The 25,392-nt window shown below is 61.2% G+C and carries 21 protein-coding genes and 1 pseudogene; 11 read left to right on the forward strand and 11 right to left on the reverse strand.

The features are described from left to right. Nucleotides 1–11: 11 nt before the first annotated feature. From ACYZUC_RS00595 to feaR, 5 genes are all read left to right on the forward strand, one after another. Nucleotides 12–1,295, forward strand: coding sequence for an aromatic ring-hydroxylating oxygenase subunit alpha (locus ACYZUC_RS00595; protein ID WP_461992699.1), 1,284 nt, complete (start codon nt 12–14; stop codon nt 1,293–1,295). Further along, nucleotides 1,292–1,792 carry an aromatic-ring-hydroxylating dioxygenase subunit beta gene (locus tag ACYZUC_RS00600; RefSeq protein ID WP_461992701.1) on the forward strand — a complete coding sequence of 167 codons (501 nt, stop codon included), beginning with the start codon at nt 1,292–1,294 and terminating at the stop codon, nt 1,790–1,792. The genes ACYZUC_RS00595 and ACYZUC_RS00600 overlap by 4 nt, the downstream gene beginning before the upstream one ends. A gap of 10 nt (nt 1,793–1,802) precedes the next feature. After that, on the forward strand, nt 1,803–2,543 hold the full coding sequence (locus ACYZUC_RS00605; protein WP_461992703.1) for an SDR family NAD(P)-dependent oxidoreductase: 741 nt from the start codon (nt 1,803–1,805) through the stop codon (nt 2,541–2,543). A gap of 292 nt (nt 2,544–2,835) precedes the next feature. Beyond that, nucleotides 2,836–3,783 (forward strand): PDR/VanB family oxidoreductase, encoded by a 948-nt coding sequence (locus tag ACYZUC_RS00610; RefSeq protein ID WP_461992705.1) that lies wholly within the window; start codon nt 2,836–2,838, stop codon nt 3,781–3,783. 152 nt (nt 3,784–3,935) lie between these two features. Then, nucleotides 3,936–4,856 carry a transcriptional regulator FeaR gene (feaR, locus tag ACYZUC_RS00615; RefSeq protein WP_223416539.1) on the forward strand — a complete coding sequence of 307 codons (921 nt, stop codon included), beginning with the start codon at nt 3,936–3,938 and terminating at the stop codon, nt 4,854–4,856. Nucleotides 4,857–5,319: 463 nt separating this feature from the next. Here feaR and ACYZUC_RS00620 read toward each other — a convergent pair whose 3' ends face one another. After that, entirely contained in the window at nt 5,320–5,949 is a 630-nt protein-coding gene (locus tag ACYZUC_RS00620) for a response regulator transcription factor (RefSeq protein ID WP_008033885.1), read from the reverse strand. A 261-nt stretch (nt 5,950–6,210) separates the two neighbouring features. Between ACYZUC_RS00620 and hpaC the strand changes: the two genes are divergently transcribed. Together hpaC and ACYZUC_RS00630 are read left to right on the forward strand one after the other, a co-directional pair. Continuing rightward, entirely contained in the window at nt 6,211–6,723 is a 513-nt protein-coding gene (gene hpaC, locus ACYZUC_RS00625) for a 4-hydroxyphenylacetate 3-monooxygenase, reductase component (RefSeq protein WP_223416540.1), read from the forward strand. Between the two features lie 417 nt (nt 6,724–7,140). Next, nucleotides 7,141–7,485, forward strand: coding sequence for a DUF6124 family protein (locus tag ACYZUC_RS00630; RefSeq protein WP_461992708.1), 345 nt, complete (start codon nt 7,141–7,143; stop codon nt 7,483–7,485). Between the two features lie 142 nt (nt 7,486–7,627). On the opposite strand, the gene ACYZUC_RS00635 is transcribed toward ACYZUC_RS00630, so the two are convergent. From ACYZUC_RS00635 to ACYZUC_RS00645, 3 genes and pseudogenes are all read right to left on the reverse strand, one after another. After that, complete coding sequence (locus tag ACYZUC_RS00635) at nt 7,628–8,458, reverse strand: methyl-accepting chemotaxis protein (protein ID WP_461996791.1); 831 nt, start codon at nt 8,456–8,458, stop codon at nt 7,628–7,630. 27 nt (nt 8,459–8,485) lie between these two features. Continuing rightward, nucleotides 8,486–9,844 (reverse strand): annotated as a pseudogene (locus tag ACYZUC_RS00640) (methyl-accepting chemotaxis protein); the annotation flags it as partial. Between the two features lie 69 nt (nt 9,845–9,913). Further along, entirely contained in the window at nt 9,914–11,236 is a 1,323-nt protein-coding gene (locus ACYZUC_RS00645) for an alginate export family protein (protein WP_461992710.1), read from the reverse strand. A 277-nt stretch (nt 11,237–11,513) separates the two neighbouring features. On the opposite strand from ACYZUC_RS00645, the gene ACYZUC_RS00650 reads away from it, so the two are divergent. Both ACYZUC_RS00650 and ACYZUC_RS00655 read left to right on the forward strand, forming a co-directional pair. Beyond that, nucleotides 11,514–11,903 (forward strand): c-type cytochrome, encoded by a 390-nt coding sequence (locus tag ACYZUC_RS00650; protein ID WP_461992712.1) that lies wholly within the window; start codon nt 11,514–11,516, stop codon nt 11,901–11,903. Nucleotides 11,904–11,950: 47 nt separating this feature from the next. After that, nucleotides 11,951–13,441: an aldehyde dehydrogenase family protein gene (locus ACYZUC_RS00655; protein ID WP_207285953.1), complete on the forward strand. Its 1,491-nt coding sequence runs from the start codon at nt 11,951–11,953 to the stop codon at nt 13,439–13,441. Nucleotide 13,442: 1 nt separating this feature from the next. On the opposite strand, the gene ACYZUC_RS00660 is transcribed toward ACYZUC_RS00655, so the two are convergent. The 7 genes from ACYZUC_RS00660 to ACYZUC_RS00690 form a co-directional block, all read right to left on the reverse strand. Further along, nucleotides 13,443–15,833, reverse strand: coding sequence for a DUF3772 domain-containing protein (locus ACYZUC_RS00660; RefSeq protein WP_461992715.1), 2,391 nt, complete (start codon nt 15,831–15,833; stop codon nt 13,443–13,445). A 114-nt stretch (nt 15,834–15,947) separates the two neighbouring features. Beyond that, on the reverse strand, nt 15,948–17,132 hold the full coding sequence (locus ACYZUC_RS00665; protein ID WP_461992717.1) for an acetyl-CoA C-acyltransferase family protein: 1,185 nt from the start codon (nt 17,130–17,132) through the stop codon (nt 15,948–15,950). A 1,095-nt stretch (nt 17,133–18,227) separates the two neighbouring features. Further along, on the reverse strand, nt 18,228–19,631 hold the full coding sequence (locus ACYZUC_RS00670; protein WP_461992719.1) for a heavy metal sensor histidine kinase: 1,404 nt from the start codon (nt 19,629–19,631) through the stop codon (nt 18,228–18,230). Beyond that, nucleotides 19,628–20,299: a heavy metal response regulator transcription factor gene (locus tag ACYZUC_RS00675; RefSeq protein ID WP_226299856.1), complete on the reverse strand. Its 672-nt coding sequence runs from the start codon at nt 20,297–20,299 to the stop codon at nt 19,628–19,630. Before ACYZUC_RS00675 ends, ACYZUC_RS00670 begins: the two co-directional genes overlap by 4 nt. A 39-nt stretch (nt 20,300–20,338) precedes the next feature. Beyond that, nucleotides 20,339–20,596 (reverse strand): DUF2790 domain-containing protein, encoded by a 258-nt coding sequence (locus ACYZUC_RS00680; protein WP_461992721.1) that lies wholly within the window; start codon nt 20,594–20,596, stop codon nt 20,339–20,341. 123 nt (nt 20,597–20,719) lie between these two features. Further along, complete coding sequence (locus ACYZUC_RS00685; protein WP_461992723.1) at nt 20,720–21,490, reverse strand: alpha/beta hydrolase; 771 nt, start codon at nt 21,488–21,490, stop codon at nt 20,720–20,722. Nucleotides 21,491–21,735: 245 nt separating this feature from the next. Next, nucleotides 21,736–22,638 (reverse strand): LysR substrate-binding domain-containing protein, encoded by a 903-nt coding sequence (locus tag ACYZUC_RS00690; RefSeq protein WP_461992725.1) that lies wholly within the window; start codon nt 22,636–22,638, stop codon nt 21,736–21,738. Between the two features lie 143 nt (nt 22,639–22,781). Between ACYZUC_RS00690 and ACYZUC_RS00695 the strand changes: the two genes are divergently transcribed. Together ACYZUC_RS00695 and ACYZUC_RS00700 are read left to right on the forward strand one after the other, a co-directional pair. Beyond that, the gene (locus tag ACYZUC_RS00695; RefSeq protein WP_461992727.1) at nt 22,782–24,083 is read left to right on the forward strand and encodes an NAD(P)/FAD-dependent oxidoreductase; all 1,302 of its coding nucleotides are present in this window, start codon (nt 22,782–22,784) and stop codon (nt 24,081–24,083) included. A 51-nt stretch (nt 24,084–24,134) separates the two neighbouring features. Further along, nucleotides 24,135–25,223 (forward strand): polyamine ABC transporter substrate-binding protein, encoded by a 1,089-nt coding sequence (locus tag ACYZUC_RS00700; protein WP_461992729.1) that lies wholly within the window; start codon nt 24,135–24,137, stop codon nt 25,221–25,223. Nucleotides 25,224–25,392 lie beyond the last annotated feature (169 nt).

Below are 25,392 nucleotides of genomic sequence, written 5' to 3' on the forward strand. Positions count from 1 at the left end.
AGGAGAACCGCATGAGCACTCATGAATACCGGCTGATCGCATCATCGAAAAGCCCGGACGAACTGGTCAGCCACGACCGCATCGACGTCTCGCTGTACAACGATCCGGCGCTGTTCGAAGCCGAACTGGAAAAGATTTTCTACCGCACCTGGGTGTGGGTTGCCCACGAAAGTGAAGTGCGCAACAGCGGCGATTTCAAGACCGCGACCATCGGCCGCCGCCCGGTGATTGTGGTGCGCGACAAGAAGGGCAGCATCAACGTCCTGGAAAACCGCTGCCGGCACCGTGGCGCCACGGTGTGCGAAAAACACAAGGGCAACGCCACCGGTTTCACTTGCCCGTATCACAGCTGGTCTTACGGTCTGGACGGCAAGCTCCGTGCGCTTCCGTATCCGGACGGCTACGAAGGCATTCTGGAGAAGTCCGAATTGCCGCTGACCAGCCTGCGCGTGGAAAGCTACGCCGGCATGGTTTTCGCCAGTTACAACGACGACATTGAACCGCTGGAAGATTTCCTCGGCGGCGCCAAACACTGGATGGACCTGTTCATGAAGCAGGGCGCCGGTTTCCCGATCAAGACCCAGGGCGAGCACAAATTCAGCTTCAAGGGTAACTGGAAGATACAGCTGGAAAACACCACCGACGGTTACCACTTCCCGATCGTGCACAAGTCGTTCATGTCGTCGGTGGATGAAGAAACCTCGGAAATGCTCTCGTTCATGACCGACGAACAAGCGGTCACCCATTCGCTGGGCAACGGCCATAGCGTGATGGTGATGGTACCGGAACACGTCGATCTGGATCACGACGACGGCACCGAACAGTTGCAGGAGCGCTTCGCTCACGTGACGGAAGAGCTGTCGAAAACCATGGAGCCTGCGCAAGTCCGTCGCATCGTGCGCTCGCTGCACGGCGCCGGTTTCAACCTGAACCTGTTCCCGAACGTCGCGATGTCGATGTCGTTCTTCCGCGTGCTGCGTCCGGTGTCGGTCACTGAAACCGAGATCCGCCATGTCGCCCTCGGCATGGACGGCGGCCCGGAAATCGCCAACCGCGAACGCATGCGCATTCACGAACACTTCCAGGGCCCGTTCGGTTTTGGCAGCCCGGACGATGCCGAGGCCTGGGACCGTGTGCAGCGCGGCTCGTATGCCGGTGTCGATGCGCCAATCCTGGTCAACCGTGGCCTCAATCGCGAAATCACTGCCGAAAACGGCGACAAGGTCAGCCACGCCACCGACGAAGGCGGCATGCGCGGTGCCTACGACATGTGGAAAAGGATGATGAGCCAATGAGCACTCACGACACCCTGAACGGTTTTTCCGGCCCGCTGGCCCAGGCCATCGAATTCATCTGGCGCGAAGCCGAGTTGCTTGATCACAAGAACTACGCCGAATGGGCGACCTTGTGGAGCGACAGCGGCAAATACATCGTGCCGATCGACCCGGACACCGAGGACTTCGAAGCCAACCTCAACTACGCCTATGACGATGCGCGCATGCGTGATTTGCGCATCGAACGCCTGACGGCCGGCTACTCGCCATCGGCGGTGGACGCGGCGAAAACCATCCGTACCGTCTCGCGTTTCCGCCTGGTGGAAGCCGCCGGCGACATCGTCGAAGTCAACTCGGCGCAGTTGCTGTACGCCTACAAGCGCGGCGTGCACACGCCGTTCGTGGCCGACCTGAACCACCGCATTCGCTTCACCGACGGTGTGCCGTCGCTGGAGCGAAAAGTGGTGCGCCTGATCAACTCCACCGACAGCCTGAGTGCGCTCGGGTTCCTTTTGTGAGGGCAGGATCATGAGTCGAGTAGCCCTTGTAACGGGAGCTTCGCGTGGACTGGGCGAGTGCATCGCCCGACGTCTGCACGCAGCCGGTTATCGCGTCGGCCTGGCGGATGTGCGCCTCGATGGCGTGCGGCAACTGGCCGCCGAGCTGGATGGCAGCGGCTCCACGGCGGTCGCCATCGAGCTGGATGTGCGCAGCAAGGCCGACTTCCAGCATGCCCGCGACGTGCTCGCCGCGCACTGGGGCGGCACCGACATTCTGGTGAACAACGCGGGCGTGTCGAAAGTCGCAGCGCTTATGGACATCACACCAGAAGAGTTCGACGAGTCGATGGCAATCAACCTGCGCGGCACCTTCGTGGCCTGCCAGGTATTCGGCGCGCATTTTGCCGAGCGTGGTTTTGGCCGCATCGTCAACATCGCCTCGCTCGCCGGACAGAACGGCGGCACCGCCACCGGCGCGCACTACGCGGCAGCCAAGGGTGGCGTGGCGACGCTGACCAAGGTCTTCGCCCGTGAACTGGCCCCACAAGGCGTGACGGTCAACAGCATTTCGCCGGGGCCGCTGGACTTGCCGGTGGTGCGCGAAACCGTGGCCCCGGAGCGTCTGGAACAGATCCTGAAAATGATCCCGGCGGGCACCCTCGGTGACCCCGGATACATCGCCGACAGCGTGTTGCTGCTGATCGCCGATCACGCCGCCTCCGTAACCGGCGCGTGCTGGGACATCAACGGCGGCCTGTTCATGCGCTAAACAAGGCTTCACACACAACCCTTGTAGGAGCCGGCTTGCCTGCGATGGCGCCTTCATCGGCGATACAAATCTCAAGACCGGAACAATCCCTTGTAGGAGCCGGCTTGCTGGCGATGACGCCCTCATCGGCGATACAAATCTCAAGACCGGAACAATCCCCTGTAGGAGCCGGCTTGCCGGCGATGGCGCCCACGTTGGCGATGCAAATCTCAAGACCGCCATCGCTGGCAAGCCAGCTCCTACAGGGGCCCTAACAAACGTCCCAAAAATCAACCGTATTTCAGGTGATGCAATGATGAAGGTGAAGATCGAAAGGATCGTCGACGAAGCGCTGGATATCCGTTCCTTTCGCCTCGTGCGCAGTGACGGCCAGCCGCTCGACGCCTATGAACCGGGAGCCCACGTCGACCTGACCGGGCCGACCGGGGTGACCCGTCAGTATTCGCTGTGCAGCCCGCCACAGGACCGTCACGCGTACCTGGTGGCGGTGAAGAAAGAGGCGCAGTCCCGTGGCGGTTCAGCGGCGCTGCACGAGGTGGAAGAGGGTATGGAGCTGGAAATGGGTGTGCCGCGAAACCTGTTCCGCCTCGACCCGACGGCCAGCGAACATGTGCTGTGCGCCGCCGGTATCGGCGTCACGCCGCTGCTGAGCATGGCTTATCGGCTGAGCGAAAACGGCCAACCGTGGCGCCTGCATTATTTCGCCCGTTCGCCGCAATACGCAGCGTTCGCCGAGCTGTTGGCGAGCACGTTCGCCGGGCATGTGCAGTTCCACTACGGCATCGAGCCGGGTGACATGGATGCCACGTTGAGTGAATGCCTTGACCACGCTGGCAGTGCCGCACACGTGTACACCTGCGGCCCGGCGCCGTTCATGAACAAAGTGGTGGAAGTGGCGGCGCGCAGCCGCTGCGACGATGCGATCCACCTTGAACACTTCCAGGCAGACCCTGCAGCGAATGCCGGTCCGAGTGGCGGTTTCGAAGTGGAGTTGGCCAGTTCCGGCGTGGTGCTTCAGGTGCCGGCCAACGCGAGTCTGGTCGATGTGTTGCAGGCCCACGGTTGTGACATCGACACCGAATGCCGCGAAGGCATCTGCGGCACCTGCATCGTCGAGGTGCTGGACGGTGTGCCGGAGCACCGCGACAACTGTTTGTCGAACAAGGAAAAGGCGTCCAACAAACAGATTTGCGCCTGCGTTTCCCGCGCCGTTTCCGCTCGTCTGGTATTGGACATCTAACGCAAGGGAAGGCTGGCAAGCCAGCGCCGGAGCCTGTTGAATAGGGCCCGGCGGCCGTCGAAGGAGGAGACAGCCAAGGTACGTAATATTTGCCGAACCGCTCGACGAAGCGGTCGAAAAAATAACAATAAAACGCGTGAGGCTTTGCAGTGATGATGACTTCTTCGGCGGTTCGCAACGAGGCGTTCGAAAGCTGGCTGAGCCAGGTCAACCAGGCTTGCGGGCGTTTCGATGCCCGGGCCCTGGATACGGATTTCTACGGTGAGCTGGCGGAATATCGCAGCGGCGCGATTAACCTCAGTGTCGTCGACATGGCGCACGTGCACCTGTACCGCACCAGTAAAGACGTCAGCGTCAGCAGCGACGGCCACTATTACGCGGTGTTCCAGATGCGTGGCAGTTCCCGGCTGGAGCAGGGCGACAACCGCGCTCAATTGGGCACGGGCGACATCGCCCTGATCGACGCCTGTCGCCCGAGTGACATGACCTACAACGAGGATTCCCGACAGTTGTCGCTGATCCTGCCGCGTCAGGTGGTCGAGCGCGGTTCGCATTTCAATGCAGTCAACTGCGCCACACGCATCGCGGCCAGTACACCACTGGCGGCGATGGCCAACCGCTTGGTGCTGGATACCCGGCAGCAGGAAGGCCTGGACATGCAGGAAAGCGAAGCGGTACTGGATGCATTGGTCAGCCTGTTGTTGCCCGGGATCAGTGCCCGCGACAGCGGCGCGGATGCCCACGAGCGGCAGTTTCGCAAGATCATCGCCTACATCGACGAACACATCGGCGCCGAAGACCTGTGCCCCGAGCTGATTGCTCGTGAGGTGGGCATTTCGGTACGCGGGTTGTACCGGATGTTCTCCAAGCGCGGCCTGGTGGTGGCGCAATACATCAAGCACCGACGCCTGGATTTCTGCGCGGAAAACCTGCGCCGCTCACCTGACGAGCAGAAGCTCTCGGCGCTGTGTTACGCCTGGGGCTTTTCCGATTCCAGCTACTTCTCCTCGGCGTTCAAGTCGCGCTTCGGCGTCTCGCCGGGGGCCTATCGCAAGCGCTACAGCCACAACTGATATCTCCTGTAGGAGCCGGCTTGCCGGCGATCGCAGGGCATCAGGCGCCATCAATGTTGAATGTGCCGGCCCCTTCGCCGGCAAGCCGGCTCCTACAGTAGATCTTCGTCGCGCACATACCTTGAGTTCACTGCAGATCCCATGTAGGAGCCGGCTTGCTGGCGATGGCGGAGTGACAGGCGCCATTGATGTTGAATGTGCCGACCCCATCGCCAGCAAGCCGGCTCCTACAGTAGATCTTCGCTGTGCACATACCTTGAGTTCACTGCAGATCCCCTGTAGGAGCCGGCTTGCTGGCGATGGCGGAGTGTCAGGCGCCATTGATGTTGAATGTGCCGGCCTCATCGCCAGCAAGCCGGCTCCTACAATAGGTCACTGCCGTTCACATATCCTGCGTTCACTGGAGATCCAATGTAGGAGCCAGCTTGCTGGCGATGGCGGCCTCATGACCGCCGCAGATCCCTCAATGCCGCGACGGCTCATCCACCGGCAAATGCAGCACTTCGCGCACCAGCATGGCAATGCTGGTCACGCCCATCTTTTCCTTGATCTTGGTCCGGTGCACATCAACGGTTTTCACGCTGATGTTCAGCTCCCGGGCGATGACCTTGCTGGCCTTGCCATCGATCACCAGCATCAACACCTCCCGTTCACGGCTGGTCAGCAGGGCGAGTTTGCCTTGCAGGTGCTGGCGTTGTTGCTGATCGGCCTGGGCATGCACGGCGGTCTTCAGCGCCGCTTGAATGCGGTCGATCATCTGCTGCGGGTTGTAGGGTTTCTCGACGAAATCCAGTGCGCCGTTCTTCATCGCCGTCACCGACATCGGTATGTCGCCATGGGCGGACACGAAGATCGTCGGCAGGGTGCTGCCACGCTGGTTGAGGATTTCCTGCAGCTGAAAGCCGCTGGTTTCCGGCATGCGCACGTCCAGCACCAGGCACGCCGGTTGCTTGGGGTCGTACTGGCTCAGGAACTCTTCAGCGCCGGCAAAGCATTGCGCCTGGACGCTGACCGACTCCAGCAACCAGGCCAGCGAAGTGCGCAGGTCTTTGTCGTCATCAACGATATAAACAATCGGTTTGCGGGTTTCCATCAGGGGTTGCCACGAGAATTTCTAATTATTGTTTTCGCACGCGTGCACGCTGCGGCGGACGTCGGCACCTATGTTGGCGCCTTCCAGCAGAATACCCACTGCGACGGGTCCTGACGATAAAGAAACCACCTAGTCGACTAGCGGAAAGCCCACCTCGGCATGGGGATCGTCAGAATGGTTGCACGCAACGCCGGGCTTTAGTCTTGTTCCATCACCCACGGGCCGCGAACGCGCGGTCCTCCTGAAGGAAGGGGCACCGACATGGCCAACCTGAGCCAGCAGCAAATCGACTTTCGCAACGCCATGGCGCAACTGCCGGCGGCGGTGAACATCATCACCACCAACGGCCCCGGCGGTCGCTGCGGCATCACCGCCAGCGCCGTGTGCTCGGTGACGGATTCGCCACCGACCGTGCTGGTGTGCGTCAACCGCAACAGCGCCACCCACGATGTGTTCCGCACCAACGGCCGGCTGTGCGTCAACGTGCTGTGCGGCGAACAGGAAGAACTGGCCCGACACTTCGCCGGCATGACCCAGGTGCCGATGGCCGAGCGGTTTGCCTGGGACTTGTGGGACGGCGGCGACACGGGCGTGCCGGTGCTGCGTGATGCGCTGGTGCAACTGGAAGGAAGGATCAGCGAGTGCAAGGAAGTCGGGTCGCATTCGGTGATGTTTGTGGAATTGTCGAAGGTGGGTGTGCGTGGGGAGGGTGACAGCCTGGTGTATTTCAACCGGTTGTTTCATCGGGTTGAGCATGCTGTGGCGGCTTGCTGAAACACCGCGTTATCGTTCATCGCGGGCAAGTCGGGTCGCCGCATTGCCCGCGAAAGCGATGTCCGTTCGGAGTGTCTGTTTAAAAGCGTTTAGCGTTACTTCCTGAAAGCCACAGCACCTTGCGCCGTTGCCTACAGGTACGCCAGAATCCGCCGGCTTGTACGCTTTGGAGTCCCCCGGTAACTTGATTCGCGTCACTGATTCCCAGTGATCGGGTTTAGTAGCCCGTGGTATTAGAAGGTCGTACGAGCGTCTGTCAAACAGGTATTTTCATGCCTGTATTTGATGGTGGCTGTGCGTAGGGCGCCCCCGGGCGCGCCGGCTTTCTTCTTTTCCCCGGTCTACTAACCTGCGCACAGCTGCCACCCCTCGTTTAGTAGCGAAGGAGTGGCAGCGTCACTACCGGAAAAGAAAATAATGACAAAGATTACTCCTGATCCACCAGACACTGACCCAACATCCCCACACGAAACTCCCGACCCATTACTCGACGAAGCCTCCGAACGCATCCCTTCGGCCGCTGATATCCGCGCCACCCCACGCACTCCCTGCAAGATGTTCATCGTCAACCCGGACTACGACGTCGAAACCCTGCTGGGCCATGCCTGTGAGTCGCTGGCATCGGCCAATGTCATGGTCATGGATCTGGCGGATCGCACGGAGGGAACGAGCCGCAATACCCTGCTGGGCATTGCGCAAGTCATCAATTCAGGTGAATTGGTGGTGAATCGGGCGCTGGATCAGCTTGACCCGGTCGGGTAGCTGCCAGAGATAGTCAGCAAGACCGCGTTATCGTTCATCGCGGGCAAGCCTCGCTCCTACAGGTGACAGGGGTGCCCGGACGGACGGGGTCACTGTAGGAGCAAGCTTGCTCGCGATAGCGATAGATCAGGCAACACTGCCTTTAAATGCGAAAGCTGCCGACCAACTGATTCAGCCGCCCAGCCTCGCGTTCCAGCTCGGTACATGCCTGCAATGTCGATTGCAGGTTCTCCACTCCTTGCTGGTTCAGTGTGTTGATCTCGGTGATGTCCTCGTTCAACGCCTCGACCACCGAGGTCTGCTCTTCAGTGGCTGCGGCGACCGATTGATTGACGTTGTCGATCTCGCCAATGCGTTGCGTCACGCTGCCCAGCCGCGTGCCGGCGAGGTTGGCGATGCTGACGCTTTCCTCGCTGTGCTGCTGGCTCTCGGTCATGGTTGTTACCGACTCACGCGCGCCGACTTGCAGTGCTTCAATCATCTGCTGAATCTCTGCTGCCGAGGTCTGTGTGCGCCCGGCCAGGCTGCGCACTTCGTCGGCGACCACGGCAAAGCCGCGACCCGCTTCACCCGCCCGTGCTGCTTCGATGGCAGCGTTGAGGGCGAGGAGGTTGGTCTGCTGGGAGATGCCTTTGATTACTTCGAGGATTTGCCCGATGTTCACGGTTTTGCTGTTCAGCGCTTCGATGTTGACGCACGACGCGCTGATTTTGCCGGACAGTTCGTTCATCACTTCAATCGTGCGCTCGACCACCTGACGCCCGTCTTCGGCCTGTTGGCGCGCGGCGGAGGCTTGCTGCGAGGCATCGGAGGCGTTGTTCGCAATTTCCTGGGCGGCGGCGCCCAGTTCGTTGATCGCGGCGGCGACGCTGTTGGTGCGGGTCGATTGTTCATCGAAATTGCTCAGCGATGCGTTGGACGCCAGCAGCACACGCTTGGCGCCTTCGTTGACGCCAAGCGCCGCCGAAGACACCTCGCGAATGGAGTGGTGGATACGTTCGACAAAGCGGTTGAACGCCGTCGCCAGTTGGCCTATTTCATCCCGCGACTGCACGGCCAGGCGCCGGGTCAGATCGCCTTCGCCCAGGGAAATATCCTCCATGACCCGCGTCAGCAGTTGCAGCGGCCGGGTGATGCGATACGCCGCGTACCAGATCAACACCAGGCCGAGCAGGGCCGAGCCGCAGCCCAGCAACAGCTCAAGCGCGGTGCTTCGCACGGCTTGCGCATCGAGTTCCTGTTGCAGCGTGGTGACCGGGGCGAGCAGCACGTTCTGCGGCACGCCGACCAGCACGCCCCATGGCGCTGCCCCGGCAATCGGTGCCAGTGGCTCAAGCACTTTGATCTGCTGTTGATCGACGAACACTTTCGGCTGTCCCTGACGCAAGGTATCCATCACCTCGGCATTGTCCAGCGGTTGCCCGAGGCGACTGATGTCCTGGCTGTTGGCGGAAATCACCCCGCGCGGGCTGACGATGCTGATCTGGCCGTTGCCGTCGAACAGTTGGAGCGCGCTGGCTTCGCTGTTCTGTTGCAGGGCGGCGAGGTTGATGTCGAGGCCGACCACGGCGATGACCTTGTCATGGTCCAGCAGCGGGAACGCGATGCTGGTCACCAGTTTGCGGCTGCCGGAGGCCTCGTCGAAATAAGGCTCCAGGACGCAGGCTTTGCGGGTGTCGCGGGCGCAGGTGTAGAAGGCGTTGTAGGGCGCGCCGCTGGGGCCGGGCGAGGTGTTGGCGAGCAGCGCTTCGTCGCCGATCACCGCTTGCAGTTCGCCGGGTTTGCTTTGCACCCAATACAGCGAAAAGCGCCCGGTTTCGTTGCTGCCCATGGCCGCCTGATCGACGAAACCGGCGTCGGCGCCGTCCAGGGCATCGGGTTCGAAAATGACATAAAGCCCGAGCAGGTCGGGCTTGTCGATCAGGGCCTGGTGCAGCTGGGTGCTCAGCTCCTGGCGCAGTTGTGGACGGGTAAGGTTGCCCTGATGTTGCAACTGCCTCAGGTAGAGCAGATAGCGCGACAACCCTTGGCCATATTCGTGCGTCTGCATGAAGGTGCGTTGCACCTGCATCGCTTGCACTTTGCCCAGCGCCTGCATGTGTTCCTTGGCGGCGTTGGCGAGCATTTCGCTGCTGGCCTCGGCCACTTGCTGGCTGCTTCGATGGGTTTGATACAGCGACAAACCCATCAGTAAACCCACCACCAACAGCAGGCAGAGGCCAGCGAGCAGGGCGATTTTGCTCTGAATCGTCAGGAATTTCTTTTGCATTGGAAAGGCCTTTTTCCTTGAGGCATAACACGGTCCCCTGTAGGCGCGAGACCGGCTTGCCGGCGAAAAATGTCTGGACGACGCGTTCATTCAGGCAACACGCGTCATCGTTGACGTCCATCGCGAGCGGGCTCGCTCCTACAGGGATTGCGTAGGGGCTTAGAACGTAGTGGCGAAAATCACCTGGTTGTAGAGGTTCTTGTCGTTGCTGCCCAGCTGCGTGCCACCTTCGTCGGCGCTCTTGTCCGGCTGATAGAGGCCGATCAGCGGCATCACCGTCAGGTGCTCGTTGACGTGCCATTCGGCATACAGATCGACTTCGTGGCCGTCGGTATTGCCGAGGTTGCGGTCGATGGTGTCGTAGTTGAAATACATCGCACCGACCGTCAGGTTCTCCAGCGGCGAGACGGTGAACTTGACTTGCTGGATACGCGAGTTGGTGTTGAACGGGCCGGCGTAGTTGCCGGCGACCTCACCCTGGAACCAGGTGCCGAAGCCACGGCTGAAACCATAGAACAGCGTGTCGTAGCCTTCCGAGAAACGGCTGTAGCGGTAGCTGGCATTTGGCGTCCAGGCCACGTCGGCGAAGGTCCAGCCGGCTTCCAGGTACCAGGCGTCTTCGGTGCCGGTATGGGGTTTGTCCTGCTTGGCGTATTCGCCGGAGAGGAACAGGTTTTTCACCCCGGCATTACCGGCTGCGCGCAGGCTGTAGGTTTTCATGCCGTCGCGTTCAAGCTGCATCGGTGAGGCGAACTCTTCGTCGACATCGGTGGTGTCGATGTAGGTCAGGCCGACCGTGCCTGCTTCGGCGACGTGCTCAAGCGTGCCGACGTACATTTCGGTTTTCGCTTGTGCGCGGTTATCGGATTTCAACCACATCAGGTCGCCACGCCAGCCTTCCTTGCCTCCCAGACGCAGCACGGCGGTCTCGTCGAAGGCTTTGCGTGCCGCCAGCCAGTACGCGCCTCCACGGTTGAACTCACCGTCCGCCAGACCTTTGCCCAGGTTGAGCGCGTCGCCATTAATCAGGAAACCATCACCGACCACGATGTTCTGGCGACCGAAGGACAGGTCGACGCCGTCCTCGCCGAGCACGTCGAACAGCTTGCCCGAACGCCAGCCGAGGTAGGCGTCTTCGAATTTGGTGGTGCGTTCCGAACCGTCGCTGAAGCCTGCGGAATCGCCGTCACCCCAGGTGCCGGAGCTGAGCAGGTTCGCTGCGCCATACGCGGTGCCGACACCGGCCAGGCCCTTGTCGAAGCTCAGACCATATTTGATGTAGCCCTCGCGCCACGACGAAGAACCCGGGTCGAGGCGGCCGGACAGCGCGTAGTTTTCCTGGCTGTGGAAGATGCCGAAGACCGCTTCCAGCGTGGCGTTCAGGTGACTGTCGTCATCGGCGTAGAGTTCATACGCGCCGGCATGGCCGGCGCTGATCATCAGGGCAAGCGTAGAGAGACGCAGCAAGGGGGACTTGAGCATGGTGTGGCATCCGTTCTTGTTCTTGAGCGCAGGTTTGCGGTCTTTTTCGATACTAAGGCGCGGAACTTTTCCGGCCTTTTGTGTGGTTGCCAAAGAGTTGGCTGTGCTTGCCAAAATGCCCGGTTTGGCAGCCTCGCCAATACGACTGGCACGCAGGGCAAAACCTGCGCATCACTGACCATCGACAATCCCTCTCAACCCTGTCGATGCACCGCTGCGTCGGCGCTCCCGTGTTGCCGCTCAATGGACGAGCGCGGATTTTCAAGGTCGTTTTCCTATGTTCACCTCGCTGCGATTGCCCCTCATCGGTCTGCTCTCACTCACCCTTGCACACACCGCGCTGGCCGCCGACTGCGCGCCGGACCAGGGGCATGGGGCTCAGGTCTTCGCCAATGAATGCGCGGTCTGCCATTCGGTGACCAAGGGCATGACGGGGATGATGGGGCCGAACCTGGCGGGTGTGGTCGGGCGTAAATCCGGCTCGCTGGAAGGCTTCAACTATTCCCAGGCCATGCGCAGCAAAGACATCAACTGGCAGGCCGAGAACATCGCGCAACTCATCACCCAACCCCAGACCTTCGTGCCGGGGACTTACATGCCCTACATGGGCCTGGCCTCCGCGGACGATCGCCAGGCGGTCGTGTGTTTCCTCAAAGAACAACAGTAATCAGCCCGTTATGCGGCTGAACAACGCGTCTGAACCAAAGGTGATTTATGAGCAACGTTGAAATCCTGCCGCAGGTTGCTGCATTCCTTGACCGCCGCCACGGCTGCTTTATCGATGGCCAATGGGTGTTCGCCGAAGGGCCGCGCATTGCCGTGGTCAACCCGGCCACCGGACAAACCCTGTGCGAAACCCTCGACGCGCCGCTGGACGTGGTCGAGCAAGCCGTGCAGTCGTCGCATAAAGCCTTCAAGTCCGGCGTGTGGTCGGGCCTGCGCCCGGCGGACCGCGAACGCATCCTGCTGAACTTCACTGCGCTGGTAGAAGCGCATGCCGAAGAGCTGGCGCAGCTGGAAACCCTGAGCCAGGGCAAGTCGATCAACATGGCACGCGCGCTGGACCTGAACGCCACCGTGGAGTTCATGCGCTACATGTCCGGCTGGGCGACCAAGATCGAAGGGCAGACCTTTGACGTGTCGATTCCGCTGCCGCCGGGGGCGAAATTCACCGCGTTCACCAAGCGTGAACCGGTGGGCGTGGTGGTCGGGATCGTGCCGTGGAATTTCCCGCTGCTGATCGCTGCGTGGAAGCTGATGCCGGCGCTGGCCACCGGTTGCACGGTGATCATCAAACCAGCGATGGAAACGCCGCTGACCGCCATGCGTCTGGCTGAACTGGCGCTGGAAGCGGGGATTCCGGCGGGCGTGTTCAACGTTGTCACCGGTGGCGGTGCCAATGTCGGCGGTGTGCTGACGGCGCATCCACTGGTGAGCAAAGTGTCCTTCACCGGTTCCACGGCGGTGGGCAAAAGCGTCGGCGTGGCGTGCATGGAAAACATGACGCGGTTCTCGCTGGAGCTGGGCGGCAAAAACCCGATGATCGTGTTGGCCGATGCCGACATCGAAAAAGCCGTCCAGGGCGCAATCCTTGGCGGTCTGCTGAACAACGGTCAGGTGTGTGCGGCGGCTTCGCGCTTCTACGTGCATCGCTCGATCCACGATCAATTCGTTGAAGCACTCGCCGCCGCCGTTTCGGCGATGCCCATCGGCGCAGGCATGAACGGCGAAGCGGCGATCAACCCGCTGGTCTCGCGCAAGCAGCAGCAAAGCGTGCTCAAACACATCGAACTGGCGCGCCGCGAAGGCGCACGCGTGGTATCCGGGGGCGAGTTGGTGGAAGGCGAGGGCTTCTATGTGCAGCCGACCATTCTGGCCGACATCGATCACAGCATGGCGGTGGCCCGCGAAGAGGTGTTCGGCCCAGTGCTGGGGGTGATGCCGTTTGACGATGAGGACGCCGTGATCGCCCTGGCCAACGACAACCGCTACGGCCTGGCCGCCAGCCTGTGGACCAATGACCTCGGCAAAGCGATGAACCTGGTGCCGCGCATCGAAGCCGGCACCGTGTGGGTCAACGCCCACGTGCTGCTCGACCCGGCCATGCCGTTCGGTGGCGTCAAGCAATCCGGCATGGGCCGCGAGTTCGGACGTGCGGTGATCGAGGCCTACACCGAACTGAAATCAGTGTGCATCGCACACTGATTCACACTGCGGGTGTCGGCGGCTTCGCCAGCTCGATACCCGCGTCACTCAGGCGCTTGAGGATTTCAAACAGCAGGTCGCTCTTGGTCACGCCGACGATTCTCGGGCTGCCGACATAGCCGGTGACCGTCAGCGTGATGCCATCGGGGGTCAGTTTGCTGAAGCGCACCATCGGCGCCGGTTTGTCGAGAATGGTCTCGTGCTCGCGGTAGGTGTTGTAGAGCAGGTCTTTCACCTGTTCGGGGTCGATGTCCAGGGGGAAGGTCAGTTCGAGTGACGCCACCCCTTGGGCGCTGCCACCCAGGGTTACGTTACGCAGGTTTTGCGAGATCAGCTGCGAATTGGGCACGATGACAATCGAGCGGTCACTGAGCTGGATTTCGGTGGCCCGCACGTTGATCCGGCGGATGTCGCCCTCGACCCCGCTGATGCTGATCAGGTCTCCGACTTTCACCGGGCGCTCGGTCAGCAGGATCAGGCCTGAGACGAAATTCTTGACGATCTCCTGCAAGCCAAAACCAATCCCCACCGACAACGCGCTGACGATCCAGGCCAGGTTGGTCCACTGCACGCCCAACGATGACAGCGTCAGCAGAATGACCAACGCATAGCCGATGTTGGCAAACAGCGTGGTCAGCGAAGCGCGCATGCCAGGGTCCATCTCGGTTTTCGGCAAGAGCTCCTTGTCCAGCCAGCGGCCCAGCGTGCGAATCAGGTAGATGCCGACCAGCAAGGCCAGTGCGGCATTGAGCAAGTGCCCGGGGATGATGTTCAGTTTGCGCAGCCCGGCGCCGCCGAGAATGGAAAAGACGTTGGTGAGCAGTTGCCCGAGCGTCGTGCCGACCCCGCCGACGAACAGGGTGACCAGCGCCAGCAGCAAGAGTCCGGCCCGCCCGACCCCTGAAAGAACGATCGAGATCTGCTCCAGGCGCCGGTCTTCAATGCCGAGCAACTGCTTGAGCGCCTTGCCGCTGGGGCTTTTGATTGAAAAAAAGTATTCGCAGGCATCTTTGAAGCACTGCATCAGCAAATAGAAACCGGAGAGGATAAGAAAGCCCCAGACCAGTTCATAGGTGACGAACCTGGCCAGGGACACGTAACCGGTCAAGAGGGAAACCAGGCAGATCACCATCGCAAGACTGGCGAGGGTGTAAAGCACGCCCGCGAACGTCCTGCCGGCTTCATAGGCTTCGCCAGACGCCACGACGGCTCTGCGGACTTTGCCGGTGCGCCACAGTAAATCCACCAGAACGCACGTAACAACCAGTGCGACGACCCCTCGACCGGCGATTACGATGCCGCTGCTCATGCCGGTTGCGTTGGTAATCTGGATCATTGTCACCAGAACCAGCAGCACGCCCGCCAGAACCCGCGGATAAGGTTTGAGTGACAGCGCCACCTGATCGGCAAGCGCCGGCAGCCGCCACGACGGGTGTTTCGTGGACAACAGGGCGCGGCTCAACGCGGTGATCAGCACGCAGGTGTAGGCGACTTTTTCGAATTCCTGGGAGAACGTCGACAGTGTCGGCGTCAGCGGAGCCTGGCGTGTGAAGACATAAAACAGCAGTTGCAGGGACAGGCCGACCGTCAGCACCGTGGCCAATACGGAAGCCAGCGCCAGGGAGCTGCGGCGCAGGCGTCCTTCTGGCATCCGGTGAATGCAAAGCCACGTCAGCCCTCGTTCCGCGAGTCGGCGTCCCAGCGTCCAGATAACCAGAGCCAGCAGCAGCAATGTGCTGGTGTAGAGGCGTTGGCCCGGTTGCCAGGCCAGTTTGACGACCTCACTTGCCTGACCGAGGAACGATGCGAAGCGCTGTCGATCGTCCATCGAGGGGCTCAGGATCGGTGACCAGAACTCGGGGTTCAGGACGCTTCGGGTGCTCAGGGTCAGTTCGCTTTCCAGCATGTTGCGACGGATGCCGGCAATCTGGGTGATGAGGTCGGTGGCACTCGTTTTCAGGGTGGCCAGGGTTTTCAGGGTGGCGTCGATTTTGTTTTTTTGCTCGGTGAGCGCGACCCTTTGCGCGGTGATATCGGGCTGCTCGGCCGCGGCGTCATCACGCGGGACAGGCCCCAGCACACCCAGTTGCGCGCGCAGTTGAGTCTGCAGGGGAAGCAGCGAGGTCGAGAGGCGATCGACATCCAGCATGAACATCTGGACGAGGTCCTGCGGGGCCTCCAGCTGGCTGTAGTTATCAACCAGCGAGATCTGTTGTTTGAGGGCGTCCAGCCGAAGTTGCAACGCCTGGAGGTCGCTTGGGGAAACACTGGGGGGCGTGGCAACCGCCCTGGGCATTGAAATGTCCGCAGGGTCTGCCGCCAACAGCATTCCGGGTCCCGCCCCGAAAAGCGTGAAAGCGACGAAAATCATGGCTTTCAGTGCATGACGCATAGGAGTGTCCGACTCTGTTGTTAGTCATTCAGCCTATGAGGTTAGGTCATCAGTCAAACCTTCGAGCAATAGTTTGGTCGATTGCCCCCGTTGAACGGGGGCAGGGTGGACGTATCAGACGCGTTCGAACAACACGGCGATGCCCTGGCCGCCGCCGATGCACATGGTCGCCAGTGCATAACGGCCCTGGACGCGGTGCAGTTCGTGAATGGCCTTGGTCGCGATGATCGCGCCGGTGGCGCCCACCGGATGGCCCAGCGAGATGCCCGAACCGTTGGGGTTGACCTTCTCCGGATCGAAGCCCAGTTCCTGCGCCACGGCACAGGCTTGCGCGGCGAAGGCCTCGTTCGACTCGATGACATCCAGGTCGGCGACGGTCAGGCCGGCACGCTTGAGCACCAGGCGAGTGGCGGGAATCGGGCCGAGCCCCATCAGTTCCGGCTCGACACCGGCGTGGGCATAGCCGACCAGCCGGGCCATTGGTTTGAGGCCTTGTGCGCGCACCATTTCACCGGTGGCCATGATCAACGCACCGGCGCCGTCATTCAGGCCCGAGGCGTTGCCGGCGGTGACGCTGCCGTCTTTCTTGAAGGCCGGTTTCATCTTGGCCAGTTGCTCGGCATTGACCTCGGCACGCACGTGTTCGTCGGTCGCAAAGGTCACGGTGCCTTTGCGCGATGCCACTTCGATTGGCACGATCTGACCATTGAAGCGGCCTTCGGCGATTGCCCGCGCGGCGCGCTGCTGGCTGAGCATGGCCAGTTCATCCTGGGCCTGACGCGTGATGCCGTAGCGCTCGGCGATGTTTTCCGCGGTGATGCCCATGTGGAAACCGGCAAACGGGTCTTGCAGCACGCCGAGCATGTAGTCGATGGCCTGCATGTCGCCCATGCGTGCGCCCCAACGCGCTTGCGGCAACAGATACGCGCCACGGCTCATGGATTCGACGCCACCGGCCAGCGCCGCGCCCGCATCACCGAGCATCAGGCTTTGCGCGGCACTGACGATTGCCTGCAAACCGGAACCGCAGAGGCGGTTGACGTTGAAGGCGGGTGTCTCTTTCGGCAGGCCGGCATTCATCGCCACCGCCCGGGAGATGTAGGCATCGCGGGCTTCGGTCGGGATCACATGGCCCATCACCGCATGACCGATGTGCTCAGGCGCCAGCCCCGAGCGTTCGATGGCGGCGCGGCAGACGTCGGTGGCCAGTTGAATCGGTGGCACATCCTTGAGCGAGCCGCCGAAGCTGCCGATGGCGGAACGGACGGCGCTGATAACGAAAATGTCGGATGGGTTCATGAGGGTTTTCCTGGTTCGGTCTGGTGCGCGTTTGGCGCTTTTATTCGGGGCAGAGTCTAGGGGCGGTGGTTTGGTTGGGATAGGTCGAAAGTGCTCAAGGGGGGTGGTGTTTTTTGCCAGTTCTGGTGGGGGGATTTTAGATTGGTCTGAGTGGTTGGGGGGGCATATCCGTTTCTGCGGTAACGGCGGCTATTGGTTTCGCCCTTACGGCGAGTCACTTGGAGAAGCGCCAAGTAACCAAGCGCTTTTGCCCCTTTCGTTCGGTGCCTCGCCTAGGCTCGGCATGCCCTCGCTCCGGTCCTGCTCCGTGGGCCCGCCGCGATCGGCCATCCCTGGCCGTGCGCGGCTAACCCGGCATCCATGCCGGGTTGCCCACTGCGCAGAACCTGCGCTCGGCCTCTCGAGGGGGCGACTACCGCCACAGCCGCCGAGGCGGCCTGAAAGCCGACCTGGCTCATTTGCGTACGCGTTCTCCTTCACTGCTGCGTTCACTCATTCCCGACATGTACACCAATCCCCTGTAGGAGCCGGCTTGCTGGCGATGGCGGTGGTTCAGTCGACGCATTTATTGACTGGACGGACGCTATCGCCAGCAAGCCGGCTCCTACAATTGATCGTGGATATACCGAAAATCTATGCATTTCCCCTGTAGGAGCCAGCTTGCTGGCGATGGACGTCAACGATAACGCGGGGTGTCTGAATGAACGCGTCGTCCAGACGCTTTTCGCCGGCAAGCCGGCTCCTACAGGGATCTGCGTTTGCTTTTGATTTCCACCACTCATCAGGCCGAGCGTTAGCTCGCCTTCAGCTTTTGATCTGAGCGCCCCCTCGAGAGGCCGAGCGCAGGTTCTGCGTAGTGGGCAACCCGGCATGGATGCCGGGTTAGCCGCCCTCGGCCATGGATGGCCGATGGCGGCGGGCCCACGGAGCAGGACCGGAGCGAGGGCATGGCGAGCATTAGCGAGCCACCGAACGAAAGGGGCAAGAGCCCTTGGTTACTTGGGGCTCTTCCAAGTGACTCGCCGTAAGGGCGAAACCGTCAGCCGCCGTCACCAAAAAAACGGATATTCACACCAACCGCGACAACACCAAACCTCACTCACCCACCCGCCGCCCCGGAAAAAACAACTCAAAACACGTCACCCCCTCACTGCTGCTGACACTGTAAGCCCCGTTATGCAACTGCATGATCGTCGCCACGATCGACAGCCCCAAGCCATTGGAATGAGCCGAACGCTCGCGGGATTCGTCAACCCGGTAAAAGCGTTCAAACAACCGGGACAAGTGTTCGGCAGGGATAGTCTGGCCATGGTTACGCACGATCACCCGGATACCCTCAGCCGAAGGTATGGCGCGAATGACCAGCTCAGAATGCGCCGCGCCATATTTGATGGCATTGGCGCACAGGTTGGCCAACGCACGGCGCAGCAGCATCGGCTCAGCCCAGATCACGCCGCTGCCCTGGGCATCGATGCTGATCCCGACATCCGCCGCCAGCCCTTCAAAATAGTCGGCCATACGTTCCATTTCGTCAGCGGCATCCAGCTCCTGGCGTTGGCTCAGGGCACTGGCCGGATCGGTACGCGCCAGAAACAGCATGTTGTCGAGCATTCGCGCCAGACGCTCAAGCTCTTCGACGTTGGAGGCGAGCAGTTGCTGATAGGCCTCGACGCTACGGTTCTGCTGCAGCGCGACCTGGGTTTCGCCGAGCAAATTGTTGATCGGCGTACGCAGCTCATGGGCCATGTCGGTCGACACCTGACCCAGTTGCACGAAACCCTTGCCCAAACGGTCGAGCATTGCATTGAGCGCGTCGATCATCGGCAGCAACTCCCGTGGTGCGCCCTGGCCATCGAGGCGCTCGGTGAGGTTGCCGACACCAATGCCGTGGGCATGCCGGGCCAGGCGTCGCACGGGCAGCAAGCCGCGATGCACCAGCAGATAGCCGGACAGCGCCAGCAGAATCGCCGCCACGCTGGCGAAGAGGTACACGTTGAGGCGATAGCGGGCGAGCACGGCGGTGCGCTCGGTCATCAGGCGTCCGGTAACCACCTGCAAGCTTCCCATGTCGTCGGATTCGATGGTCGCCGCGACGGCCGCGAAAGGGATGCCGTCCACGCCGGGATAGTGCTGCACATCGGCCAGACTCAACGGATGGTCCATAGACACCGGTGCCAGCGATGGCAAGGCGAGGTTGCCGGGATTGACCACCAGCAGCGGTTTCTGTCCGGCGGCGCCGATGGTCAGCAGGGCTTCGCGATTGCCCAGCATGTTCTGGAACAGCGCCGGTTTGGTCCTGATCAGCTCCAGCGTATTGCTGTCGTTGAGGAAGGTGCGCAGTTGATCGATTCGGTTTACCAACGAAGCGTCGTCGCGGCGGATCAGCTCGCGCTCCAGGTCGCGGTACAGCGCCACGCCCAACAGGGTCAGCGAGACAAACGCGAGCAGGGCAAACACCAGCGCCAGCCGCAGTGTCAGGGAATGGCGAAGGCGACTCATGCCTGGGTGTCGAAGCGGTAGCCGATACCGCGCACGCTGTGGATCAGCTTGAGCTGGAACGGGTCATCGATTTTCAGGCGCAAGCGACGCACGGCGACGTCGACGACGTTGGTGTCACTGTCGAAATTCATGTCCCAGACCCGTGACGCGATCATCGAGCGCGACAAGACCTGGCCTTGATGCGTGGCAAACAAATGCAGCAGGGCGAATTCCTTGTTGGTCAGGGTGATCTTCACGCCTGCGCGGGTGATGCGGCGCTTGAGCACGTCGATCTGCAGGTCGTCCACCTGCAGCTGTTCTTCTTCGCGGGTGGGACCACGGCGGGTCAGGGTGCGCAGGCGCGCCACCAGTTCGGCGAAGGAAAAGGGCTTGATCAGGTAATCGTCGGCGCCCAGTTCCAGGCCCTTGATGCGGTCGGCGATGTCATCTCGCGCGGTGAGAAACAACACCGGCGTGTCGGCCTCCTTGCGCAAGCGGCGCAGAACCTCCCAGCCATCCATTTTCGGCATCATCACGTCCAGTACGATGACATCGAAATCGTGCTCCAGAGCCAGGTGCAGGCCATCGACGCCGTCCCGCGCCAGGCTGACGGAGTAACCGAGTTCCTGCAGGCCGTTGAGCAGGTAATTGCCTGCCTTGGGTTCGTCTTCGACTACCAGGATGTTCATGGGGTTATGCCTCAGCCAATTGGCGCCAGTGTAGCCGGATCAATGATCGTTGGTGCAGCCCGTGCCGCTGACCTGGTAATCGAGGACGTGCTCACGACCCTGGTGGTCGAGGTAGTCGAGTCGCGCCGGGATCACGCCGCATTGCTGCGAGATGTCGGTACTGGCGAGGACTTTGGCGACGTCCATGTGCACGAAGAAACCGGTCTTGTCGTGGATCACCGGCGCAGTGGTCTGCGTATCGGCAAACGCCGAGCCGGTGGCGAGGAGGGCGGCGAAACCGAGGATTAACATTTTCATGATGTGGCTCTCTATTCAGGTTGGCTGCCGGGAATGGCCTGACAGTGAGTTCAGGTTAACCAGGCGATCCGGACAGCCGACCAACAGTTCAATGACAAAGTTGTAATGAAACCGGGCCTGGCGTCAGGGCTGGCGGCCGGAGGCTTCGAGGATCAGGTCGGCGATTTCTTTGGAGTGGGAGACGAGCGACAAATGGCTCGACGGCAGCTCGATGGTGGTCGCGCCCATGCGTTTGGCGAGGAAGCGCTCGAGGTCCGGGTTGATGGTCTGGTCGAGGCTGGAGACCGCGTACCACGACGGTTTGCTGTGCCAGGCGGCTGCGGTGGTGCGATCAGTGAACAGGGTTTTGGCAATCGGTTGCTGCACGGCAAACAGTTGCATCGCCTTGTCGTGGGGCACATCGCTGGCGAAGTATTTGAGGAAGGCATCCTGTTTCAGGCTGACGAAACCGTCGTGTTCTTCGGTGCCGGCACGCACGGGCATGGTCGGGTATTTGGCTGACAGGGCGACGAAATCTTCCCCGGCGTCCGGGGCGCGGGCCGCGACGTAGACCAGCGAGCTGACCTTTGGATTGCCCCCGGCTTCACTGACCACAGTGCCGGCATAGGAGTGGCCGACCAACACCGTCGGGCCGTCCTGTTGGTTGAGTACACGCTGCGTGGCGGCGACGTCATCGGCGACCGAGGTCAACGGGTTTTGAACAGCGGTGACGTGCAATCCGGCGGCCTGCAACCGTGAAATCACGTCCGCCCAGCTCGAGCCATCGGCCCAGGAACCGTGCACCAGCACGACGTTGTCGGCCTTGACCGGCGCGATGTCGCCGGCCATGGCGGAGCCGGTGCCGAGCATCAGCAGGCTGGCGGCGATCAGGCAGAGTTTGCTCAATGGTTTCATGGTATCGACCCTTGTCATCATCAGTGGGAGGCGTCACCCGGTGTGGGTGACTGACGACGCCACTTTAGGAAGCGAGGGTGCTGGCTACGCTGACAAGTCGATGACAAGTTTGTAATGCACGGCCATTGGGTTTTGCGGTGATCTTGCGACCGCCATCGCCGGCAAGCCGGCTCCTACAAGTTCGCGGCGTTTGTACCGAATCCTTGTAGGAGCCGGCTTGCCGGCGATGGGGCCGGTAGGGGCACCTAACGCTCAAGGGCTTCCATCTCGGCCTGCTGCGCAAACCATTGCAGGACCATCGCGCAAGCCGGATGAGCAGCGGCTGAAGGTTGCAGATTCAACGCGTAAATACCGCGTGTTGCCAACGGCCGGCCAAACGGAATAACCAGCACCCCCCGTTCTATCGACTCCCCGGCCAGCGTCATGTCCGTCATCGCCACACCCAATCCTCTCGCCGCCGCATCCAGCGCCAGTTCATCAAGGTTGAAGGGGATGTGCCGGTAATCCTCCAACGGCCTGCCACCATTGGCTGACAACCACTGAACCCAATCATTGCGGTCCGCCGAGCGATGCAACAACGGGAAACTCACCAGGTCTTCCACCGCCGCCAGTGGCCGCGTCGAGGTGCCCAGTCCGGGCGCGCACACCGGCACCAGCGCTTCCTTGAACAGGGTCAGGCTATCCGGATCAGCAGACGGCTCGGGCAGATAGAGAATGTACGCATCACTGTCGATGGCCGGCTCCACCACTTCTGTCGCCACGGTCTCGATCGACAGCGAAACCTGCGGATGACTTCGATAAAACTCGCTCAACTTCGGCAGCAACCAGCGAACCGCCAGCGACACATGCATGCGAATGCGGAAGGGGCGTTCCTGTGGCGAGAGGCGGTCCTCCAGGGTTTTCAGTTGCGCCAGGATATTTCGCGCGGTGCCCAACACCTGTTCACCTTCCGGCGTCAGGCGCACATGGCGGCTGTTCCTCGCAAACATCGGCACGCCGAAGTGACTTTCCAACAGCTGAATCTTTCGGCTCACCGCACTTTGGGTCAGGCACAGCCTGGCCGCCGCTTGGGTGAAGCTGCCCAAGTCGGAGACTTCCACCAGCGCCTGCAAGGCCTGGAGCGAAGGAACGTGGCGAATTTTATCCATGCGTTTTCTGAATGGCTCGATGATTTTATAACGTTGGTTGTATCACTGCGGGCCTTATAGATTCTAGCTCTGGCGAGCGTTTTCCGGAAACGTCCATGCGATTACAGCATGCGCTCGCAGAATGACAGTCAATGAGGTGAGGCATGACCAATGAATGTGGCTGGATTGCGCAGGCGGGAAGCTCAACCGCTCGTGGTCCTCTCAAAGGCACGGTAAAAGCCGACTGGCTGATTATCGGTGCCGGTATCACCGGGCTGAGTGCCGCGCACTCGCTCGCGCAATTGCACCCTCAGGCGCGGATCGTGATCGTCGACCGCCAGCGCGCGGCGCAAGGCGCTTCGGCGCGCAACTCAGGCTTCGTCGTAGGCCACGAACACCCGACCAGGGACGAGCTGATCGGCAACCACGGGTTTGCCGGTTATGAAGTGGACACCGCGATTTCACGGGCTGCCAGCAACGAAGTGCGCCAACGCATCGCCCGTCACGGTATCGAATGCGACTTCAGGGATTGCGGTTACTTCTTCGCGGTCAGCGACCCAGGCAAGTTGACCGATGTCGAAGGCAAACTGGCCACGCTACGCGCCGTCGGCGCCTCTGCTGAATTTCTGCAAGGTGAGCAACTGAGCGAAAAACTCGGCACCCGGCACTACCAGGCCGCGATCTGGTGCGGTCAGGGCAACGCGCTGCTGCAACCGGCGAAATACGTGAAGGGCTTGCTGGATGCACTGCCGGACAACGTGACCGTGTTCGAGAACACCGACATCACCGGCCTGGAGCGTCTGGGCAAAGGACGAATTCGCGCCAATGGCATCGCTGGCAGTATCGAGGCGACGCAAGTCCTGGTGTGCCTGAACGCGTTCATTCCCCGGTCGGGCATAGAAGACAGCGGAACCTTCCCGATGGAACTCAGCGCCAGCCTTACCCGTCCGCTCAGCGATGAAGAATTCCAGTCCATCGGCGCCGTCGAACCGTGGGGCGTGCTCTCCACCCGGCCGCTCGGCGCCACGGTGCGCCTGACCCCGGACCGCCGCGTGATGATCCGCAACACTGCGGAGTACCGCTCTCGTGACCTGACCGACAGTGAACTGCTGCATCGGCGCAAACACCATGTGCTCGGTTTGCAACGGCGTTTTCCGTTTTTGGGCGAGCAGGACATCCAGTACACCTGGACCGGACATTTGAGCGCCTCGCGCACCGGGCAACCCTTTTTCGGCAAGGTCGAAGAGGGCGTGTTTGCGGTGGCCGGCTGCAATGGTTCGGGTGTCGCGCGCGGAACGCTGTGGGGGCGATTGCTCGCCGAAATGGCCTCGGGCACCTGCTCGCCGATCCTCGAATCGGTCATGCGCAGGGCGCAACCGGGCTGGCTGCCGCCAAAGCCCTTGCTCGATATCGGTGCCATGCTTCGCATGCGCGTGGAGGCGGTCAGGGCCAGAACAGAAATCTAGAAACCCCGGCGATCAAAAAACAACAAAAGCTCATCAATAAGGTGATTGAACATGCGCGTGAACACAATTCCCCTGATGGTTGTACTGACCACGTTGTCGGCCGCCACTTACGCCGACGAAGTCGTCAATATTTCCAACTGGAACGGCTACATCGCCGACGACACCCTGACCAGCTTCACCCAGGCAACCGGGATCAAGGCGACTTACGACATCCACGACAGCAACGAAGTGCTGGAATCGAAACTGATGACCGGCAACACCGGCTACGACGTGGTCAGCCCTTCGAACCATTTCCTGTCGCGCCTGATCAAGGCCGGGGCCATTCAGAAGCTCGACCGGAGCCAGCTGCCGAACTGGAAGAACCTTGACCCGGCGTTGATGAAAAAGCTCGAGGTCAATGATCCGGGCAACCAGTACGGCTATCCGTACATGTGGGGCACGGCGGGGATCGGTTACAACGTCGAGAAGATCAAGGCGATCTTCGGCAATACCGATGTCACCCATTCCTGGAAGCTGTTTTTTGAAGAAGAAAACATCAAGAAGCTCAGCCAGTGCGGCGTGGCGATCATCGATAACCCGACGCAAATCCTGCCAATCACCCTCAATTACCTGGGCCTGCCGCCCCATAGCCACGAGCCGGCGGACTACAAGAAAGCCGAGCAGGCGCTGCTGAAAATCAGGCCGTACGTGCAGTACTTCCATGCGTCCAAGTACATCAGTGACCTGGCGAACGGCAATGTCTGCGCTGTGATCGGCTTCAACGGCGACATCGTTCAGGCGGCCGCCAGCGCCAAGGAAGCCAACAACGGCATCGACATCGCCTATTCGATTCCTGACGAAGGCTCGACCCTGTGGTTCGACATGGTGGTCATGCCCAAAAGCGCGCCTCACGAGAAAAACGGCTACGCCTACATGAACTACCTGCTGACGCCGCAAGTCATTGCCAACATCAGCAACAGCATCCACTACGCCAACCCCAACCTCACTGCGGATCAGTATGTGACCCCGGCCGTGAAGCAGGACCTGGCGATCTACCCGCCGAAGAGCGTGCTGGACAAGCTGTTTACTGTCGAGGAATTGCCGGCGGCGATTGCGCGGTTAAGCACGCGCCTGTGGACCAAGTTGAAAACCAATACCTGAGGGTGATTGCCCCTTCCTTTGACGCGCGTGAGTCAGGGAGGGGGCAGTATCGGCGGGGCAATCCCGGTCAATGACGCTCAAAAGCCATCCAGCAACCCTGCAACTGTTCCCACCGCGACGGCCACCACTTTGAGCCCGTGCGGCGCGTCGTGCGTCCATGCAGGCGTCT

The sequence above is a fragment of the Pseudomonas sp. GT1P32 genome (assembly GCF_054897805.1).

What these genes read in the sequence shown, in the direction of transcription:
- ACYZUC_RS00595 (WP_461992699.1), top strand. Translation starts at nt 12, where the DNA reads ATGAGCACTCATGAATACCGGCTGATCGCATCATCGAAAAGCCCGGAC.
- ACYZUC_RS00600 (WP_461992701.1), top strand. Translation starts at nt 1,292, where the DNA reads ATGAGCACTCACGACACCCTGAACGGTTTTTCCGGCCCGCTGGCCCAG.
- ACYZUC_RS00605 (WP_461992703.1), top strand. Translation starts at nt 1,803, where the DNA reads ATGAGTCGAGTAGCCCTTGTAACGGGAGCTTCGCGTGGACTGGGCGAG.
- ACYZUC_RS00610 (WP_461992705.1), top strand. Translation starts at nt 2,836, where the DNA reads ATGATGAAGGTGAAGATCGAAAGGATCGTCGACGAAGCGCTGGATATC.
- feaR (WP_223416539.1), top strand. Translation starts at nt 3,936, where the DNA reads ATGATGACTTCTTCGGCGGTTCGCAACGAGGCGTTCGAAAGCTGGCTG.
- ACYZUC_RS00620 (WP_008033885.1), bottom strand. Translation starts at nt 5,949, where the DNA reads ATGGAAACCCGCAAACCGATTGTTTATATCGTTGATGACGACAAAGAC.
- hpaC (WP_223416540.1), top strand. Translation starts at nt 6,211, where the DNA reads ATGGCCAACCTGAGCCAGCAGCAAATCGACTTTCGCAACGCCATGGCG.
- ACYZUC_RS00630 (WP_461992708.1), top strand. Translation starts at nt 7,141, where the DNA reads ATGACAAAGATTACTCCTGATCCACCAGACACTGACCCAACATCCCCA.
- ACYZUC_RS00645 (WP_461992710.1), bottom strand. Translation starts at nt 11,236, where the DNA reads ATGCTCAAGTCCCCCTTGCTGCGTCTCTCTACGCTTGCCCTGATGATC.
- ACYZUC_RS00650 (WP_461992712.1), top strand. Translation starts at nt 11,514, where the DNA reads ATGTTCACCTCGCTGCGATTGCCCCTCATCGGTCTGCTCTCACTCACC.
- ACYZUC_RS00655 (WP_207285953.1), top strand. Translation starts at nt 11,951, where the DNA reads ATGAGCAACGTTGAAATCCTGCCGCAGGTTGCTGCATTCCTTGACCGC.
- ACYZUC_RS00660 (WP_461992715.1), bottom strand. Translation starts at nt 15,833, where the DNA reads ATGCGTCATGCACTGAAAGCCATGATTTTCGTCGCTTTCACGCTTTTC.
- ACYZUC_RS00665 (WP_461992717.1), bottom strand. Translation starts at nt 17,132, where the DNA reads ATGAACCCATCCGACATTTTCGTTATCAGCGCCGTCCGTTCCGCCATC.
- ACYZUC_RS00670 (WP_461992719.1), bottom strand. Translation starts at nt 19,631, where the DNA reads ATGAGTCGCCTTCGCCATTCCCTGACACTGCGGCTGGCGCTGGTGTTT.
- ACYZUC_RS00675 (WP_226299856.1), bottom strand. Translation starts at nt 20,299, where the DNA reads ATGAACATCCTGGTAGTCGAAGACGAACCCAAGGCAGGCAATTACCTG.
- ACYZUC_RS00680 (WP_461992721.1), bottom strand. Translation starts at nt 20,596, where the DNA reads ATGAAAATGTTAATCCTCGGTTTCGCCGCCCTCCTCGCCACCGGCTCG.
- ACYZUC_RS00685 (WP_461992723.1), bottom strand. Translation starts at nt 21,490, where the DNA reads ATGAAACCATTGAGCAAACTCTGCCTGATCGCCGCCAGCCTGCTGATG.
- ACYZUC_RS00690 (WP_461992725.1), bottom strand. Translation starts at nt 22,638, where the DNA reads ATGGATAAAATTCGCCACGTTCCTTCGCTCCAGGCCTTGCAGGCGCTG.
- ACYZUC_RS00695 (WP_461992727.1), top strand. Translation starts at nt 22,782, where the DNA reads ATGACCAATGAATGTGGCTGGATTGCGCAGGCGGGAAGCTCAACCGCT.
- ACYZUC_RS00700 (WP_461992729.1), top strand. Translation starts at nt 24,135, where the DNA reads ATGCGCGTGAACACAATTCCCCTGATGGTTGTACTGACCACGTTGTCG.